Source organism: Kineococcus rubinsiae (genome assembly GCF_011839805.1).
Taxonomy (GTDB): Bacteria; Actinomycetota; Actinomycetes; order Actinomycetales; family Kineococcaceae; genus Kineococcus; species Kineococcus rubinsiae.
This window is the reverse complement of record NZ_VWPY01000002.1, coordinates 146,818-162,949: the sequence shown is the minus strand read 5'-3', so window position 1 is coordinate 162,949 and position 16,132 is coordinate 146,818. Positions and strand designations below refer to the sequence as shown.

Annotated in this window: 16 protein-coding genes; 4 read left to right on the top strand and 12 right to left on the bottom strand. The window is 75.5% G+C overall.

Going from position 1 to position 16,132, the window contains the following annotated elements; translation table 11 throughout:
• Positions 1-108 precede the first annotated feature (108 nt).
• From F1544_RS02640 to larB, 3 genes are read left to right on the top strand one after another with little or no spacing between them, the layout of a single operon-like run.
• Positions 109-975: an aldo/keto reductase gene (locus F1544_RS02640; protein WP_167581786.1), complete on the top strand. Its 867-nt coding sequence runs from the start codon at positions 109-111 to the stop codon at positions 973-975.
• Positions 975-1,820, top strand: a complete 846-nt coding sequence (gene larE, locus F1544_RS02635) for an ATP-dependent sacrificial sulfur transferase LarE (RefSeq protein WP_167581784.1) — start codon at positions 975-977, stop codon at positions 1,818-1,820. The genes F1544_RS02640 and larE overlap by 1 nt, the downstream gene beginning before the upstream one ends.
• Complete coding sequence (gene larB, locus F1544_RS02630; RefSeq protein WP_167581781.1) at positions 1,810-2,514, top strand: nickel pincer cofactor biosynthesis protein LarB; 705 nt, start codon at positions 1,810-1,812, stop codon at positions 2,512-2,514. Before larE ends, larB begins: the two co-directional genes overlap by 11 nt.
• Before the next feature lie 33 nt (positions 2,515-2,547).
• On the opposite strand, the gene larC is transcribed toward larB, so the two are convergent.
• Positions 2,548-3,771 carry a nickel pincer cofactor biosynthesis protein LarC gene (larC, locus tag F1544_RS02625; protein WP_208971151.1) on the bottom strand — a complete coding sequence of 408 codons (1,224 nt, stop codon included), beginning with the start codon at positions 3,769-3,771 and terminating at the stop codon, positions 2,548-2,550.
• Positions 3,772-3,909: 138 nt separating this feature from the next.
• Here larC and F1544_RS02620 point away from each other — a divergent pair, with 138 nt between their 5' ends.
• Entirely contained in the window at positions 3,910-4,140 is a 231-nt protein-coding gene (locus F1544_RS02620) for a DUF6458 family protein (protein ID WP_167581779.1), read from the top strand.
• 2 nt (positions 4,141-4,142) lie between these two features.
• Here F1544_RS02620 and F1544_RS02615 read toward each other — a convergent pair whose 3' ends face one another.
• The 11 genes from F1544_RS02615 to F1544_RS02565 all read right to left on the bottom strand — a co-directional run bounded on the left by F1544_RS02615 (position 4,143) and on the right by F1544_RS02565 (position 15,938).
• Positions 4,143-6,266 (bottom strand): primosomal protein N', encoded by a 2,124-nt coding sequence (locus F1544_RS02615; protein WP_308469840.1) that lies wholly within the window; start codon positions 6,264-6,266, stop codon positions 4,143-4,145.
• Positions 6,215-7,417, bottom strand: a complete 1,203-nt coding sequence (gene metK / locus F1544_RS02610) for a methionine adenosyltransferase (protein WP_167581777.1) — start codon at positions 7,415-7,417, stop codon at positions 6,215-6,217. Before metK ends, F1544_RS02615 begins: the two co-directional genes overlap by 52 nt.
• Entirely contained in the window at positions 7,414-8,703 is a 1,290-nt protein-coding gene (gene coaBC / locus F1544_RS02605; RefSeq protein WP_167581775.1) for a bifunctional phosphopantothenoylcysteine decarboxylase/phosphopantothenate--cysteine ligase CoaBC, read from the bottom strand. The genes metK and coaBC overlap by 4 nt, the downstream gene beginning before the upstream one ends.
• A 13-nt stretch (positions 8,704-8,716) precedes the next feature.
• Positions 8,717-8,983 (bottom strand): DNA-directed RNA polymerase subunit omega, encoded by a 267-nt coding sequence (rpoZ, locus tag F1544_RS23860; protein ID WP_166608695.1) that lies wholly within the window; start codon positions 8,981-8,983, stop codon positions 8,717-8,719.
• A 110-nt stretch (positions 8,984-9,093) separates the two neighbouring features.
• On the bottom strand, positions 9,094-9,654 hold the full coding sequence (gmk, locus tag F1544_RS02595) for a guanylate kinase (protein WP_167581953.1): 561 nt from the start codon (positions 9,652-9,654) through the stop codon (positions 9,094-9,096).
• Between the two features lie 35 nt (positions 9,655-9,689).
• Positions 9,690-10,040 (bottom strand): integration host factor, actinobacterial type, encoded by a 351-nt coding sequence (mihF, locus tag F1544_RS02590; protein WP_167581773.1) that lies wholly within the window; start codon positions 10,038-10,040, stop codon positions 9,690-9,692.
• Positions 10,041-10,177: 137 nt separating this feature from the next.
• On the bottom strand, positions 10,178-11,230 hold the full coding sequence (locus F1544_RS02585; RefSeq protein WP_167581771.1) for an ABC transporter ATP-binding protein: 1,053 nt from the start codon (positions 11,228-11,230) through the stop codon (positions 10,178-10,180).
• Positions 11,227-12,237, bottom strand: coding sequence for an ABC transporter ATP-binding protein (locus F1544_RS02580; protein WP_167581769.1), 1,011 nt, complete (start codon positions 12,235-12,237; stop codon positions 11,227-11,229). The genes F1544_RS02585 and F1544_RS02580 overlap by 4 nt, the downstream gene beginning before the upstream one ends.
• Complete coding sequence (locus F1544_RS02575; RefSeq protein ID WP_167581767.1) at positions 12,234-13,157, bottom strand: ABC transporter permease; 924 nt, start codon at positions 13,155-13,157, stop codon at positions 12,234-12,236. The genes F1544_RS02580 and F1544_RS02575 overlap by 4 nt, the downstream gene beginning before the upstream one ends.
• Positions 13,154-14,158, bottom strand: a complete 1,005-nt coding sequence (locus tag F1544_RS02570) for an ABC transporter permease (protein ID WP_167581765.1) — start codon at positions 14,156-14,158, stop codon at positions 13,154-13,156. The genes F1544_RS02575 and F1544_RS02570 overlap by 4 nt, the downstream gene beginning before the upstream one ends.
• A gap of 61 nt (positions 14,159-14,219) precedes the next feature.
• Positions 14,220-15,938, bottom strand: coding sequence for an ABC transporter substrate-binding protein (locus F1544_RS02565; RefSeq protein WP_167581763.1), 1,719 nt, complete (start codon positions 15,936-15,938; stop codon positions 14,220-14,222).
• Between the last annotated feature and the right edge of the window lie 194 nt (positions 15,939-16,132).

The window sequence follows — 16,132 nt, the reverse complement described above, 5'->3', positions numbered from 1 at the left end:
CGCGCAGCGGTGGCCCGGGGCCCCGGTCGCCCGGCGGCGCGGCGGCTGGGAGGATCCGCCGGGGCCCCGGTCGAGACCCCGGACGACGAGACGACGGGACGCAACGCGATGGAGCGACGCAGGCTGGGCCGGCTGGGACACGAGAGCTCGGTCCTCATCTACGGGGCCGCCGCCCTCGGCGGGGTCGACCAGGACACCGCCGACGTCTCCGTGCAGGAGGCGCTGGACGGGGGGATCAACCACTTCGACGTCGCGGCCAGCTACGGCGACGCCGAGCTGCGCCTGGGGCCGTGGATGCCGCGCATCCGCGACGACATCTTCCTCGCCACCAAGACGGGCGACCGCGACCGCGAGGGCGCGTGGGCGTCGATCAACCGCTCCCTGGAGCGGCTGCAGACCGACCACGTCGACCTCATCCAGCTGCACGGCGTCGGCGACCTGGGCGAGCTCGACAAGGTCACCGGCCCGGGGGGCGCCCTGGAGGCCGCGCTGCAGGCGCAGGAGCAGGGCCTCGTCCGCGCCGTCGGGATCACCGGCCACGGCACGAGCGCCGCGCAGACCCACCTGGAGGGCCTGCGCCGCTTCCCGTTCGCCTCGGTGCTGACCCCGCTGAACCCCGTGCTGTGGCGCGAGGACACGTTCCGCGACGCCTACACGGCGCTGGTCGCCGAGGTGCAGCGCCAGGACGCCGCCCTCATGACCATCAAGACGGTGTCGCGGCGCAACTGGACCAACGGCACGACCGAGGGCCACTACACGACCTGGTACGAGCCGTACGACGACGCCGAGCGCATCCGCGCGGCCGTCTCGTGGGTGCTCTCCCACCCCGAGGTCACCGGGCTCGCCACCGCGGGCGACGTGCGGCTGCTCGGGATGATCCTCGCGGGCGAGGGCGACCGGATCCCCGCGGACGAGGCCGAGACGGCGCTGCTCGCCGACCCGGAGTACTCCTCGCCGTTCATCAACTCCATCTGATGGAGGCTGCCGACACCGCGGTCCTCGACGACCTCGTCGCGAGGGTGCGCTCCGCCGTGCCCACCGGCCGGCTCGGGGTCGCGTTCTCGGGCGGCGTGGACTCCTCCGTCCTGCTCGCCGTCGCCGTGCGGGCCCTCGGGCCCGCGCGGGTGGTCGCGCTGCTCGGGGTCTCCCCCAGCCTCGCCGTCGACGAACGCGCTGCGGCGCACGACGTCGCGCGCGTCGCGGGGGCGCCGCTGGTGGAGCTCGTGACCCGCGAGGGCGAGAACCCGGACTACCGCCGCAACGGCCCGGACCGCTGCTTCTTCTGCAAGGACGAGCTGTTCGCGACCATCGACCGCGACGTCGTCGCGGCGCACGGGCTGAGCGCGGTCGCCTACGGGGAGAACGCGGACGACGCCCGCCGCCCCGACCGCCCGGGGTCGCGCGCGGCCACCGAGCACGCCGTCCTGCGCCCGCTCGCCGACGCGGGCGTGGACAAGGCGCAGGTGCGGCGGTTCGCGCGCGAGCTCGGCCTGCCCAACGCGGAGAAGCCCGCGGCGCCCTGCCTCGCCTCGCGCATCCCGCACTTCAGCGAGGTGACGCCCGAGAAGCTCGCGCAGGTCGACGCGGCCGAGTCGGGGTTGCGGGCCCTGGGCCTGGGCGACGTCCGGGTCCGCCACCACGGCGACATCGCCCGCCTGGAGGTCCCCGTCGCGGACATCGCCCGCGTGGTGGGCGAGGAGCTGCGCGAGGACGCCCTGCGGGCCGTGCGCTCCGCGGGTTTCCGGTTCGTCGCGCTCGACCTCGCGGGCATCCAGTCCGGCGCGTTCACCCTCCCGCTGGTGGGCGTGCGTGGCGCCTGAGCCCCGCGCCGGGTCGTGGAGCCCGGCGGAACCCCTGGCGGCGTTCGCCGACCTCGACCACGACCGCGCCGCCCGGCGCGGCGGCCTGGCCGAGGCCGTCCTGTGCGAACCCAAGACCGTCGAGCAGGTGCGGGCCATCGCCCTCGACCTGCGCGAGCGCGGCGCGCGCACGCTGTTCACCCGGGTGTCGCCCGAGCAGGCCGACGCCCTGGCCGAGGTGCTGCCGGACGCGGCCTCCGACCGCCTCGCGCGGCTCGTGGCCTGGCCCGCGGAACCCCCGCCCGCGACGGGCGGCCTGGTCGTGGTCGCCTGCGCGGGGACCTCTGACCTGCCCGTGGCCCGCGAGGCCGCGCTCACGGCCCGCCACCTGGGCCGCGAGGTCGTCGAGGTCGTGGACGTGGGCGTCGCCGGGCTGCACCGCGTCCTGGGTCACCTGGACCTGCTGCGCTCGGCGCAGGTCGTCGTCGTCGCGGCGGGCATGGACGGCGCGCTGCCCAGCGTCGTCGCGGGTCTCGTCGAGGCGCCCGTCGTCGCGGTCCCGACGTCGGTCGGCTACGGCGCCGCGTTCGGCGGGGTCGCCCCGCTGCTGACGATGCTGTCGTCCTGCAGCCCCGGGGTCGCCGTCGTGAACATCGACAACGGCTACGGCGCAGGCCACCTGGCCGCCCAGATCGCGCGGTACTCCCCCGGCTGACGACCCGCTGCCGGCGCCGCGGCGGGCGGACGCTCAGGCCCAGGTGGCCCCGGGCACGAGACCCGCCGAGACCGCGGCCGCGTGGGCGGCGAGCAGGGCGTCCTGCACCGCCGTCCCCCGGGCGCGGGCGAGCGCGACGACGTCCTCGAACTCGGGCATGGCCTGCACGACGAGCCCGCCGCGGTGGCCGACCTTGATGCGGACGGTGTGCCCGTCGACGTCGACCGCGTGGTGGTCGCGGTCCAGGACGTCGCGCGTGACGGGGCTGCGCCGGACCCCGAGCGTGCTGGTGTGGCGGAGCACGGCGTCGGAGAGGGCGTCGGCGCGGTCGGGGGCCGCGAGGACCTCCAGCGTGTGGCCCGGGCGGCCCTTCTTCATGAGGACGGGGGTCAGCCACGCGTCGAGCGCGCCCGCGGCCAGCAGCTCGCGCAGGACCTCCGGCCACACGCGGGGGTCCAGGTCGTCGACGGTGGCGGCGAGCAGGACGGCGTCCTGGACGGGCGCCGCGTCAGCAGCCCGGCCCAGGACGACCCGCACGACGTTGGCCCGCTCGGCGGGGTCGCGCGTCCCGGCGCCGGACCCGGCGGCCTCGACCACGAGGCGCGGCAGCGGCACCGGCCCCTCCGCGAGGGTCGTGACGAGCGCGATGCCCGTCGGGGTGGCCAGCTCCCCCGTCCCGCCCGCGAAGACCTCCCAGCCGCGCGACAGCTCGACCACGGCCGGCGGCGGGACGGGCAGGGTGCCGTGCGCGGCCCGCACGGTGCCCGAGCCGACCGCGACCGCCGAGGCCCGCAAGTCCTCGACGCCGAGGTCGACCAGCGCCGCGCACACCCCCACGACGTCCGCGATGGAGTCGAGCGAGCCGACCTCGTGGAAGTGCACGTCCTCGGCGGGGATGCCGTGCACGCGGCCCTCGGCCTCGGCGAGCCGGGTGAACACCGCGAGCGCCCGCTCGCGCACGCCCGCGTCGAGGTCCGCCGCGACGAGCCGCTCCCGGATGCCCGACCAGTGCCGGTGCGGGGAGTCGGCCTCCAGGACGTCGACGTCGAGCTTGAGGGCGCGCAGCCCCGCCCGGGTGACGGGCGCGGTGCGCAGCGCGACGGCCCGGGGGACGACGGCGTCCACGGCTGCGCGGACCCGGTCCAGGTCCGCCCCGGCGTCCAGGAGGGCGCCCAGCAGCATGTCGCCGGCGACGCCCGCGGTGGCGTCGATCCAGGCGATCCGTCGTCCGGGTGCGCTTGCTCCTCGAGGGTCCACGCGGTCATCGAAGCGCACCCGCCCCCGCGGTCTCCCGCGGCCCCACCCGGTGCGGCAGCCGGGTCGCGTACCGCGGCGAACGGGTGACGAGATCACGGGGAGCACCCCCGCGCCCACGCCGGGGCCCACGCTGGGTCCATGCGCCTCGGATCCAGCATCTTCCTCATCGCCCTCGGGGCGATCCTCGCCTTCGCCGTGAACGTCAGCATCAGCGGCATCGACCTCAAGGTGGTCGGCTACATCCTGCTCGCCGTCGGCGTCCTCGGGATCATCCTCGAGTTCGCGTTCTTCGCCCCGCGCCGCCGCACCAGCACGACCGTGCGCGCCGCGCAGCCGACCGTCGTGGAGCGCACGACCCGCGACCTCTGAGCTCAGCCGATGTCGGGCGGGTCGACCCGCACCCGCACGGGCGGCAGCTTGCGGACGCTGCGGCCGGCGACGAGCTCGCGCACGGCCGTGGTCAGCGCGGGCCCCTCGGCCAGCGGCACGGCGACGAGCGTCCGCACGAGCTCCTCGCCGCCGCGGGCCGTGACGGGCACGGGGCCGAGCACGCGCGCCGACGCGGGCGAGCGCAGGTCGGCGACGGCGGCGCGGACGTCGGCGTCGGTGCCGATGAAGCCGGCCATCCGCGACGACGGCGGCAGCCCGAGTTCGGCGCGGGCGGCGAGCTCGCGCTCGGCGAAGGTCGGCGGGTCCCAGCGCACGAGGGCCTGCACGGCCGCGGCCTGCGGGTCGGCGACCACGACGACGGTGCCGCCCTCGCGGGCGCTGCGCACGAGCGAGGCGGCGGTGATCCAGCGGCGCAGCGCCTCCTCCTGCGCGCGCAGGTCGGGGCGCCCGAGCAGGGCCCAGCCGTCCAGGAGCAGCGCGGCCGCGTAGCCGCCCGCGGCGACCGGCTCGGCGCCGGGTGTGCAGACGACCAGCGCCGGCTCGGCGGCCACGGTGTCCAGCACGCGGGACCCGCCGGAGGTGCGCACGCCGACGCCCGGGAAGGCCCGGCCGAGCTCCTCGGCCGTGCGGTGCGCGCCCGTGACCATCGCGCGGAAGCGGTCGTCGCCGCACACCGGGCACGTCCAGCCCGTCGCGAGCCGCCCGCACCAGCGGCAGCTCGCGGTCTCGGAGCGCCCGGCCACCGACAGCGGCCCCGCGCACGCCGTGCACCGCGCGGGTTCGCGGCAGCGCTGGCAGGCCAGCACGGGCACGTAGCCGGTGCGCGGGACCTGGACGAGGACGGGGCCGTGCTGCAGCGCCTCGCGCACCACGCGCCAGCCGTCGCTGGGCAGCCGGGCCGCGGCCGCCAGCGGGTCCTGGGCGTTCGGGCCGGACGTGCCCGCGACGGTGACGCGGGGCATCCGGGCGCGGACCGCGTCGCGCGAGGCCACGACGGCGCGGGCCCAGCCGCTCTCCAGCAGCAGCTGCCCCTCGGCGGTCCGGGTGGTGCCGAGCAGGAGCGCCGCGGCGCCGTCCTGCTCGGCGCGCAGCACGGCCACCTCGCGGGCGTGCGGGTAGGGCGCGCGCTGCTCGGCGTGGGAGTCGTCGCCGTCGTCGAGCACCGCGACGAGCCCGAGGCCCGGCACGGGGGCGAGCGCCGCGGCGCGGGTCCCGGCGACGACGCGGGCCCGGCCGGTGAGGGCCCGCAGGAACGCGGACCAGCGGGCCGCGGGGCCGGCGTCGGCCTCCAGGCGCACGTGGGTCCCGGGCGGCAGCCGCCGGGTCAGCGCCGCGTCGAGGCGGTCGAGGTCGCGGTGGTCGGGCACGACGAGCAGTGCGCTGCGGCCTGAGGCCAGGCACGCCAGCGCCGCGACGGCGAGCAGCTCGACGGGGTCGGTCCCGGGCGCGGACGTCGCCACCGCGCGCGGGGAGGACCCGGCCGCGGTGTGCTGCAGGAACGCGCGGCCCGCCGAGTGCAGCTCCCAGCCCGCGAGGTCGTCGCCGAGCGTCGCAGCGGGGCGCTCGGGCGCGGGGTCCTCGGCGAGGACGGCGGTCTCGGCGCCCGCATGCCGGCCGGGCACGGCCAGGCGCACGACGTCGGCGAGCGTCCCCGCGTAGCGCGCGGCGACCCGGCGGGCGAGCTCCAGGACCTGCGGGGTGAGCACGGGGACGTCGGAGACGACCCGGCGCAGCCGCGCGAGGCGGCCCGGGTGCTCGCTCTCGGCGAGGCGCTCCAGGACGAAGCCCTCGACGTCGCTGCCGGCGAACGGCACCCGGACCAGGGTCCCGGGCTGCGCGGCGGCCGCCATGGACGCCGGGACGAGGTAGTCGAAGGCGCGGTCCAGGTGCGGCAGCGGCACCGTGACCAGCACGCGCGCCACCGGGTCCTGCTCGGCGACACCCTCGACGGGCCCGCGGGCCTTCTTCGCCGGGGTCCGCCGGCCCGCCCGCTTGACCGCCTTCTCGCCGGGGACGGGCGCGGGCAGGCCGTCCAGCGTGGGGGGCGCCTCGCTCAGGAGCCCGCGACGGACCGCAGGCCCTCGACGCGGTCGGTCCGCTCCCACGTGAAGTCGGGCAGCTCGCGGCCGAAGTGGCCGTAGGCGGAGGTCTGCGCGTAGATCGGGCGCAGCAGGTCGAGGTCGCGCACGATCGCGGCCGGGCGCAGGTCGAAGACCTCGCGGATCGCGGCCTCGATGCGGACCCGGTCGACCGTCTCGGTGCCGAAGGTCTCGACGTAGAGGCCGACGGGCTGCGCCTTGCCGATGGCGTAGGCGACCTGCACCTCGCAGCGGCTCGCGAGGCCCGCGGCGACGACGTTCTTGGCGACCCAGCGCATGGCGTAGGCGGCGGAGCGGTCGACCTTCGACGGGTCCTTGCCCGAGAAGGCACCGCCGCCGTGGCGGGCCATGCCGCCGTAGGTGTCGACGATGATCTTGCGGCCCGTCAGGCCCGCGTCGCCCATCGGGCCACCGATCTCGAAGCGGCCCGTGGGGTTCACGAGCAGCCGGATGTCGGAGGTGTCGAGGTCGAGGCCCTCGAGCACCGGCTCGATGACGTGGCGGCGCACGTCCGGCGTCAGCGTCCGGACCAGGTCGACGTCGGGCTCGTGCTGCGTGGAGAGCACGACCGTGTCCAGCCGCACGGGGCGGTCGCCGTCGTAGCCGATGGTGACCTGGGTCTTCCCGTCGGGACGCAGGTAGGGCACCTCGCCCTTCTTGCGGGCCTCCGACAGCCGCTGCGAGAGCCGGTGCGCCAGGTGGATCGGCAGCGGCATGAGCTCGGGGGTGTCGGTGCAGGCGTAGCCGAACATCAGGCCCTGGTCGCCCGCGCCCTGCAGGTCCAGCGGATCCGCGGCGTGGCCGGCCTGGCGGTTCTCCCACGCGGAGTCCACGCCCTGCGCGATGTCCGGCGATTGCGAGCCGATCGACACCTCGACGCCGCACGTCGTGCCGTCGAAGCCCTTGGCGGAGGAGTCGTAGCCGATGCCGAGCAGGGTCTCGCGCACGATGGTGGGGATGTCGGCGTAGGCCTCGGTGGTCACCTCGCCCGCGACGTGCACGAGACCCGTCGTCACCATCGTCTCGACCGCGACCCGGCTCCTCGGGTCCTGGCGCAGCAGCGCGTCGAGGACGCCGTCGGAGATCTGGTCGCAGATCTTGTCCGGGTGTCCTTCCGTGACCGACTCGGACGTGAACAGGCGCAGCGGGGAGGTCACGGGGCTCCAGTCTCGGGGGGAGGCGCCGGGGTCGGCGCGGGGCGAGCGGGAGTCAGCATAGGCACGACGGCGTCCCACACCACGTCGGCGACCACGTCCTTGGCGGCCTCGGGCACGACCTGCTCGCCGCCGTCGGCGCCGAGGATCGTCACGGCGTTGGTGGGGGTGGCGAAGCCCTTGGTCTCCCCCACCTCGTTCAGCACCAGCAGGTCGCAGCCCTTGCGGGCCAGCTTGGCGCGCCCGTGCTCCAGGACGCTGCCGCTCGCGTCGCCCGTCTCGGCGGCGAAGCCGACGAGCAGCGGGGCCGCACCGGTGCGCTCGGCGACGAGCTCGGCGAGCACGTCGGGGTTGCGCTGCAGCACGACCACGGGGTCCTGGCCGGGGTCGTCGGTCTTCTTGATCTTGGCGTCGGCGCGGGTGGCGGGCCGGAAGTCGGCGACCGCGGCGGCCATGACCACGACGTCGGCGCCCGCGGCGTGCGCGCGCACGGCGTCGCGCAGCTCCCGCGCCGTGCCGACGTGGACGACGTCCACGGCCGCGGGCGCGGGGACCTCGACGTGCGCGGCGACCAGCGTCACGCGCGCCCCGCGGGCGGCGGCCGCGGCGGCCAGCGCCACGCCCTGGCGGCCCGAGGAGCGGTTGCCGAGGAAGCGCACGGGGTCCAGCGGCTCGCGGGTGCCGCCCGCGGAGACCACGACGGTGCGGCCCTCGAGGTCGCGGCCGCGGGACCCGCCGACGAGCAGGCGGCGGCAGGCCGCGGCGATGTCGGCGGGCTCGGGCAGGCGCCCGGGGCCGGAGTCGGCGCCCGTCAGGCGGCCCGAGGCCGGCTCCAGCACGGTCACGCCGCGCGAGCGCAGCAGGGCGACGTTGGCCTGCGTCGCGGCGTGCAGCCACATCTCGGTGTGCATGGCGGGCACCAGCAGCACGGGGCAGGTGGCCGTCAGCAGGACGTTGGTCAGGAGGTCGTCGGCCAGGCCGTGGGCGGCGCGGGCCAGGAGGTCGGCCGTGGCGGGCGCGACGACGACGAGGTCGGCGTGGCGGCCGAGCCGCACGTGCGGGACGTCGACGGCGCCGGACCAGACGTCGGTGGCGACGGGGTGGCCCGAGAGGGCCTCCCACGTCGCGCGCCCGACGAAGTGCTCCGACGCCGCGGTGGGCACGACGGTGACGTCGTGCCCGGTCTCTGCGAGCTCGCGCAGCAGCAGCGCCGCCTTGTAGGCGGCGATGCCACCGGCGACGCCGAGGACGACCCGCGGACGGTCAGCGGCGTCCCCGACGGTGTTCACAGGTGACGGCTGCTCACTGCTCGAGGGGCTCCGACGTCAGCAGCCCGGAGTTGATCTCGCGCAGGGAGACGGACAGGGCCTTCTCCTGCACGTGGGTCTCCACGAGCGGGCCGACGTACTCGAGCAGGCCCTCGCCCAGCTGGGAGTAGTAGGCGTTGATCTGGCGCGCGCGCTTGGCCGCGTAGATGACCAGGGCGTACTTGGAGTCGCTGGCGTTGGCCAGCAGCTCGTCGATGGGCGGGTTGGTGATGCCCTCGGGCGCTGCGACTGTTCCAGCCACGGTGGCTCCTCGGTGTAGGGGGTGGATCGGGGGTGGTGCGCGAGCCCGCCGCGACCTCTCGGGCGGCGGGCAGACGGCTCCATAGTACGAGCCCGCCGGGCGCGCGGCGCTCAGGCGACGGGCAGGCCCATCCAGCCGACGAGCTCGTCGGTCGCGCGCCGGACGTCGTCGTTGACGATGCTCACGTCGAACTCGTCCTCCGCGGCCAGCTCCTCGCGGGCCGTGGCGAGGCGGCGCTCGCGCTCCTCGGGCGTCTCGGTGCCCCGGCCGACGAGCCGGCGGACCAGCTCGTCCCAGCTGGGCGGGGCCAGGAAGACGAAGCCCGCGTTCGGCATGGCCTCGCGGACCTGCCGCGCCCCGGCCAGGTCGATCTCCAGCAGCGCCGCGCGCCCCTCGGCCACGACGGCCTCGACGGGCCCGCGGGGCGTGCCGTAGCGGTGCCGGCCGTGCACGCGGGCCCACTCCAGCAGCTCGCCGCGCTCGACGAGCTCGTCGAAGGCCTCCTCGCTGAGGAAGTGGTAGTGCACCCCGTCGACCTCGCCGGGCCGCTGCGCCCGGGTGGTGACGGAGACGGAGATCCACACGTCGGGGTAGCGGGCCCGCAGGTCCGCGGACACGGTGCCCTTGCCGACGGCGGTGGGGCCGGCGAGGACGGTCAGCCGGGACGGCATCGTCACGGGCGTCGTCGGGGGCGGGGTGGCGGGGCTCAGGACGCGCTCCCGTTCGCCGTGGCGGCCGTGCGCGCGGACCCGAACCGGTCCACGAGGGCCGCGATCTGGTGGGCGCCGAGGCCGCGCACGCGGCGCGACTCGGAGATGCCGATCTCCGTCATGATCTGCTTCGCGCGGACCTTGCCGACGTTGGGCAGCGACTCCAGCAGCGCCGAGACCTTCATCTTGCCGAGGACCTCGTTCTCCTGGCCGTCGCGGATGACCTCCTCGAGGCTGCCGCCCGCGTACTTGAGGCGGTTCTTGACCTCGGCACGCTCCCGCCGGGCGGCGGCCGCCTTCTCCAGTGCGGCGGCGCGCTGTTCGGCGGTCAGGGGAGGCAGAGCCACGGTGTCACCTCGGGGTGGTCCTTCACGGGCAGCGGAACGGGCGCGCAGGGGTGGAGAGGGTGTGGCGGCAACCTAGCGACAGGGCGACGGCGCGGGCAACGGCGGGGTCGGGCCGCCGGCCCGCGCCGCGCGGTGCCTCACGCCGCGTCGGCGCGGGAGACGGTCCCGGCCTCGATCTCCTCGGCCCAGTGGCACGCGACCCGCTGCGCCGTCGAGTGACCGGCGACGACCCGCAGCGCGGGACGCTCGTCGGCGCAGCGCGTCGGCTGCACCCACGGGCAGCGGGTGCGGAAGCGGCAGCCCGACGGGGGGTCCGCGGGGCTGGGCAGGTCGCCGCGCAGCAGGATCCGCTCGCGGGTGGCCTCGGCCTCGGGGTCGGGCACGGGGGCCGCGGAGAGCAGGGCCCGCGTGTAGGGGTGCAGCGGCCGCGCGTACAGCTGCGCGGAGGGGCCCTCCTCGACGATCCCGCCCAGGTACATGACGCCGACGGTCGTGCTCATGTGCTTGACGACGGCGAGGTCGTGGGCGATGACGAGGTAGGTCAGGCCCAGGTCGGCCTGCAGCTCCTGCAGCAGCACGAGGACCTGCGCCTGCACCGACACGTCGAGCGCCGAGACGGGCTCGTCGGCCACGAGCAGGTCGGGGTCCAGGACGAGCGCGCGGGCGATGCCGACGCGCTGGCGCTGGCCCCCGGAGAACTCGTGGGGGTACTTGGCGCCCGCGCCCGCGGGCAGCCCGACGCGGTCGAGCAGGCCGCGCACGCGGGTGCGCCACGCCGACGGCCCGCCCTCGATGCCGTGCACGCGCAGCGGCTCCACCAGGGCGCTCTCGACGCTCTGGCGGGGGTCCAGGCTCGCCAGCGGGTCCTGGAAGACCATCTGCATCTGCCGGCGGGCGCGGCGCAGCGCCTCGGGGCCCATGGCGCGCACGTCTTCGCCCGCGATGCGGACGGAGCCCCCCGTGGGCTCCGTCAGGCGCAGGACGGCGCGCCCGAGCGTGGACTTCCCGCAGCCGGACTCCCCCACCAGGCCGTAGGTGGTGCCGCGCTCGACGTCGAGGTCGACGCCGTCGACGGCCTGCACGGCCCCGACGGTGCGCTTGAGCAGGCCCGAGCGGATCGGGTAGTGGACCTCCAGGCCGCGCACCTGCAGGAGGGGGCCGTCCGCGGCGTCGCGCGGTCGTGCGGTCATGTCGTCGCTCCAGCGGGGTGCACGCAGCGTGCCTCGTGGTCGGGGTTCCCGGGGCTCAGGGCGAGGTCGGTGGCGGTCGGGGCGAGCGGGATGCCGCCCGTGCGGCACGCGTCGTCGCCGCGGCCGCAGCGCGGCAGGAACGCGCAGCCCGCGTCCCACTCCAGGCGGTCGCGCACCGAGCCGGGGACGGGCTGCAGCGGCGAGCCCTCGGGGGCGTCGACGCGGGGGACGGCGGCGAGCAGGCCCGAGGTGTAGCGGTGCCGCGGCCGGGCGAAGAGGTCGTGGCGGCTCGCGGACTCCACCACGCGCCCCGCGTACAGGACGTTGACCCGGTCGCACGTGCCGGCGACGACGCCGAGGTCGTGGGTGATGAGGACCATCGCGGTCCCCGACTCCCGCACCAGCGTCGTCAGCAGGTCCAGGACCTGCGCCTGGATGGTGACGTCGAGGGCCGTCGTCGGCTCGTCGGCGATGATCAGCCGCGGGCTGCAGGCCAGCGCGATCGCGATGAGCACGCGCTGGCGCATGCCGCCGGAGAGCTGGTGGGGGTACTCCCCCAGCCGCCGCCGCGGGTCGGGGATGCCGACCCGGCCGAGCAGGTCCAGCGCCTCCGCCTTGCGCGCCGCTCGGTCGAGGTCGGTGTGCGCGCGCAGGACCTCGGTGAGCTGGCGCCCCAGGGTCAGGACGGGGTTCAGCGAGGTCATCGGGTCCTGGAACACCATGGCCAGGTCCTTGCCGCGGCGGCTCGCGAGCTGACCCGGCGCCATGGTCAGCAGGTCGGTGCCGTCGAAGCGCACCGAGCCGGTGACCGTGGTGCCCCGCGACGGCAGCAGCCCCATCACCGCCAGGGACGTGACGGACTTGCCGCAGCCGGACTCGCCGACGAGGCCGACGACCTCGCCCGCGTCCACGGAGAAGGAGACGCCGTCGACGGCGGTGGTCGAGGGCTGCCCGCGGCGCGAGAACGTCACGCGCAGGTCCTCGACCTCGAGCAGGGAGGGGCTCACCGGTCGCTCCGGGGGTCGAGGGCCTCGCGCAGCGCCTCGCCGAGCAGGGTGAACCCCAGCGCGGTGACGGCGATCGCGAGACCGGGGTAGAGGGCGAGCTGGGGCGCCTGCTCGAGGCGGTCCTGCGCGGTGACGAGCATGCGTCCCCACTCCGCGACGGCCGGGTCGGCCGCGCCGAGGCCCAGGAAGGACAGGGCCGCGACCTCGATGACGGCCGTGGCCAGCACCAGGGTGGCCTGGACCAGGACGGGGCCCAGGGAGTTGGGCAGCATGTGCCCGACGACGATGCGCCGCTGGCGCAGGCCGAGGGAGCGCAGCGCGACGACGTAGTCCTGGCCGCGCTGCGCGAGCAGCGAGGCCCGCAGCAGCCGCGCGAAGATCGGCACCTGCGCCGCGGAGATGGCCAGCATGATCGACCACTGGCCGCGCCCGAGGACGGCGGCGACGCTGACGGCGAGCAGCAGCGACGGGATGGACAGCAGGATGTCGACGATCCGCATGACGAGGGTGTCGACCCAGCCGCCGAGGCCGCCGGCGAGGATGCCGAGCACCGCCCCGACCGCGAGCCCCACGGCCGTGGAGACCACGCCGATGACCAGGGACGAGCGGGCGCCGTAGAGCAGCTGCGTCAGCAGGTCGGAGCCGAAGGAGTCCAGCCCGAGGACGTGGTCGGCGCTCGGCCCGGGCACCGCGGTGGGCGTGACCTCGCCGAACCACTCACCGGTGGCCGGCTGGTAGGGCGCGAGCAGCGGCGCGAGCACCGCCACGAGGACGAACAGCCCCACGACGACCGCCCCGACGATGCCGGAGGGGTTGCGGCGCAGCCGCCGCCAGGCCGCGGCCCAGGGCCCGAGCCCGGCCTCGCCCGTGGGTTCGGCCGTGGGCGAGGGCGGGGGCGCGATCGCGTCGAGAGCGCTCACGAGACGCGCACCCGGGGGTCGATGACGCCGTAGCTGACGTCGACCACGAGGTTGACGAGGGCGTAGACGAGGGCGATGAACAGGATGAACCCCTGGAGGACCGGGTAGTCGAGCTGGTTGACGGCGTCGAACAGGTAGCTGCCGATGCCGTTGATGGAGAACACCGTCTCGGTGAGGACCGCCCCGGACAGCAGCGCCCCGGCCTGCAGGCCCAGCGTCGTCGACACGGGCAGCAGGGCGTTGCGCAGGATGTGGCGCCGGCTGATGACGCCGCGGGCGAGGCCCTTGGCGCGGGCCGTGCGGACGTGGTCCTCCGACAGCACCTCGAGCACGGACGCCCGCGTGATCCGCACGATGATCGCGAGCGGGATGGACCCCAGGGCCAGCGCGGGCAGCACCAGGTGCTTCAGCGCGTCCCAGGACGCGTCCCACTCCCGCGTCAGCAGGCCGTCCAGGACGTAGAACCCCGTGATGTGGGTCGCGTCGATGCGGGCGTCCTGACGGCCCGACGTCGGGAACCAGCCCAGCCAGATCGACAGCACGTACTTCAGCAGCACCGCGAGGAAGAACACGGGCACGACGACGCCGAGCAGCGAGCCGCCGACGGCGAGGTTGTCGAGCAGCCCCCCGCGCCGCCGCGCCGCGAGGTAGCCCAGGGGCACCCCGACGACGACGGCGAGCAGGAGGGCCGCGACCGCCAGCTCGATGGTCGCGGGGAAGCGCTGCGCGAACGTCGACAGCACCGGTTCCCCGGTGTTGATCGAGGCCCCGAAGTCCCCGCGCAGCAGCCGGCCGAGGTAGGTCAGGTACTGCTGCCACACGGGCCGGTCGAAGCCGTACCGGGCGGTGATCTCGGCGATCCCCGCGGGGGTCGCCTTCTCCCCCAGCAGGGCCCGCGCCGGGTCGCCGGGCAGGGCCCGGACCCACGCGAACAGCAGCAGGGACAACCCGAACAGGACGAGCACGAGCAGCCCGAGGCGCCGGACGATCAGCGTCAGCACCCTCGCGCCCCGTTCCCGGCGGGTCCACGCGACGGCACGCGCCGTCGTCCGGCACCCGTCATCAGCTGTCCTTGCTCACCGAGACGAGGTTCCAGACCTCGTCCTGGACGGGGCTGGCGGTGTAGCCGTCGACCCCGGGCGCGAAGGCCAGCGACGGCACCGGGCTGGCGATCGGGATGCCCGGCAGCAGCGTCATGATCTGCTCGTTGATGTCCTCGTAGGCGCTGACCTGGGCGTCCTCGCTGGTCGCCGTGCGCGCCTTGGCCAGGGCATCGAACAGGCCCTGGTCGTTGAAGCCCCACTCGTTCGTCTGCGCGCCGAAGAACACGCCGACGAAGTTGTCGGGGTCGTTGTAGTCGCCGGTCCAGCCGAGCAGGTGGACGCCGTGGTCCGCCCCGCCCTGCACGGTGCCCAGGTAGTTGGGGTTCCACTGCTCCGCGACGGGGGTGATCTGGATCCCGACGGCCGTGAGCTGGCTGGAGATCGCCTTGTAGATCGTCTCCGGGTTCGGCATGTAGGGCCGCGAGACGCCGGTCGGGTAGTTGAACTTCAGGGCGAGGCTCGCCTGACCCGCCTCGGCGAGCAGCTTCTTGGCCGCGTCCGGGTCGTACGCGTAGGTCGTGACGTCCTTGTTGTAGCCGATGACGTTGTCCGGCACGAACTGCGTGGCGGCCTTCGTGCCCTCGGGCAGGGAGTTCTTCACGACGGCGTCCTTGTCGATCGCGTGGGCGATCGCCTGGCGGACCTTGAGGTCGCCCAGGCCCGGGGCCGCCTGGTTGATGCCCAGGTAGAGGATGTTGAACGCCGGGCGGTTCTGGACCTGGAAGTCGCCGCTCTTGAGCGTCTCGACGTCGGCGGGGGCGACGAGGTCGTAGCCGTCGATGTCGCCGTTCTGCAGGGCCTGGCGGCGGGCGGTGCCGTCGGAGATGAAGCGGACGATGGCCGTGGCGACCTTCGCCTTCTCGCCCCAGTAGGTGTCGTTGCGCTTCAGCGTGAGCTGCTGGCCGCGCTCCCACGCGCTGAACACGAACGGGCCGGTGCCGACCGGGCCGGTCGTGGCGTACGCGCTCTGGCGGGGGTCGCTGCCGTCGGTGCCGTTGCCGCCACCGGCCTCGACGGCGCCCGTCTCCTGCATGCCGAACGCGGGCAGGGTCAGCGAGGCGAGGAACCCGGCGAAGGGGCTCGTGAGGTTGACCGTCACGGTGCCGTCGGGGTTGGCGGTCGAGCCCGCGTAGAGGCTGGTGGTCAGCGCGGGGTCGTCGTTGATCTTGAAGCCGCGGAAGATGGAGCGGTAGTAGTACGCGAGGTCCTCGCCTTGGGCGAGGCCGCGCAGGTTGTACCAGCGCTCGAAGTTCGCGACGACGGCCGCGGCGTCGAACGGCTTGCCGTTGGAGAAGGTGACGCCCTCCTGCAGCGTGAACGTGTAGCTCAGGCCGTCCTCGGAGGCGTCCCACTTCGTGGCCAGCCCGGGGGCGAGCTCGGTGGTGCCGGGCTTGGTCGAGATCAGGCCCTCGAAGATCTGCCGGCTGACGCGGAAGGTCTCGCCGTCGGAGGCGAACGTCGGGTCCAGGGAGTCCGGGTCGGCCGAGCCGCCGAAGACGAAGGTGTCGACCTCGCTGCCGCCGCCGCTGCTGCTGCTCTCCCCGCTCCCGCTCTCGCGCTCGCTCTCGGCGCACGCGCTCGCGGTGGCCAGGGCGGCCACCGACAGGGACGCGAGGGTGAATGCGCGTCGGGTGGGTCGGGTCGGCTGCGTCGTCTCGGGCTTCAGCGACTCGGGCATCGGCGTCCTCGTTCTCTTCTCCAGCGGAGGTCCTGCGCTGCGCGAGGCGCGCACAGCGAGGAGGACGTTAGGGGATGCGCGGGTGCGCTCCAACACCGCCGCGCCGCGCGGGCCGGTCACGATCGGGACCACCGGGTGGCACATGCGCCCAGCCGGGGCCCGCGGGAGTGGGCAGAGTGCCGCCGTCCGGCCCG

Excerpts from the sequence above, each read along its gene's own strand:
- F1544_RS02640 (WP_167581786.1), top strand. The coding sequence starts at position 109 with ATGGAGCGACGCAGGCTGGGCCGGCTGGGACACGAGAGCTCGGTCCTC.
- larE (WP_167581784.1), top strand. The coding sequence starts at position 975 with ATGGAGGCTGCCGACACCGCGGTCCTCGACGACCTCGTCGCGAGGGTG.
- gmk (WP_167581953.1), bottom strand. The coding sequence starts at position 9,654 with ATGCCGTCCCGGCTGACCGTCCTCGCCGGCCCCACCGCCGTCGGCAAG.
- F1544_RS02565 (WP_167581763.1), bottom strand. The coding sequence starts at position 15,938 with ATGCCCGAGTCGCTGAAGCCCGAGACGACGCAGCCGACCCGACCCACC.
- F1544_RS02585 (WP_167581771.1), bottom strand. The coding sequence starts at position 11,230 with ATGACCGCACGACCGCGCGACGCCGCGGACGGCCCCCTCCTGCAGGTG.
- F1544_RS02620 (WP_167581779.1), top strand. The coding sequence starts at position 3,910 with ATGCGCCTCGGATCCAGCATCTTCCTCATCGCCCTCGGGGCGATCCTC.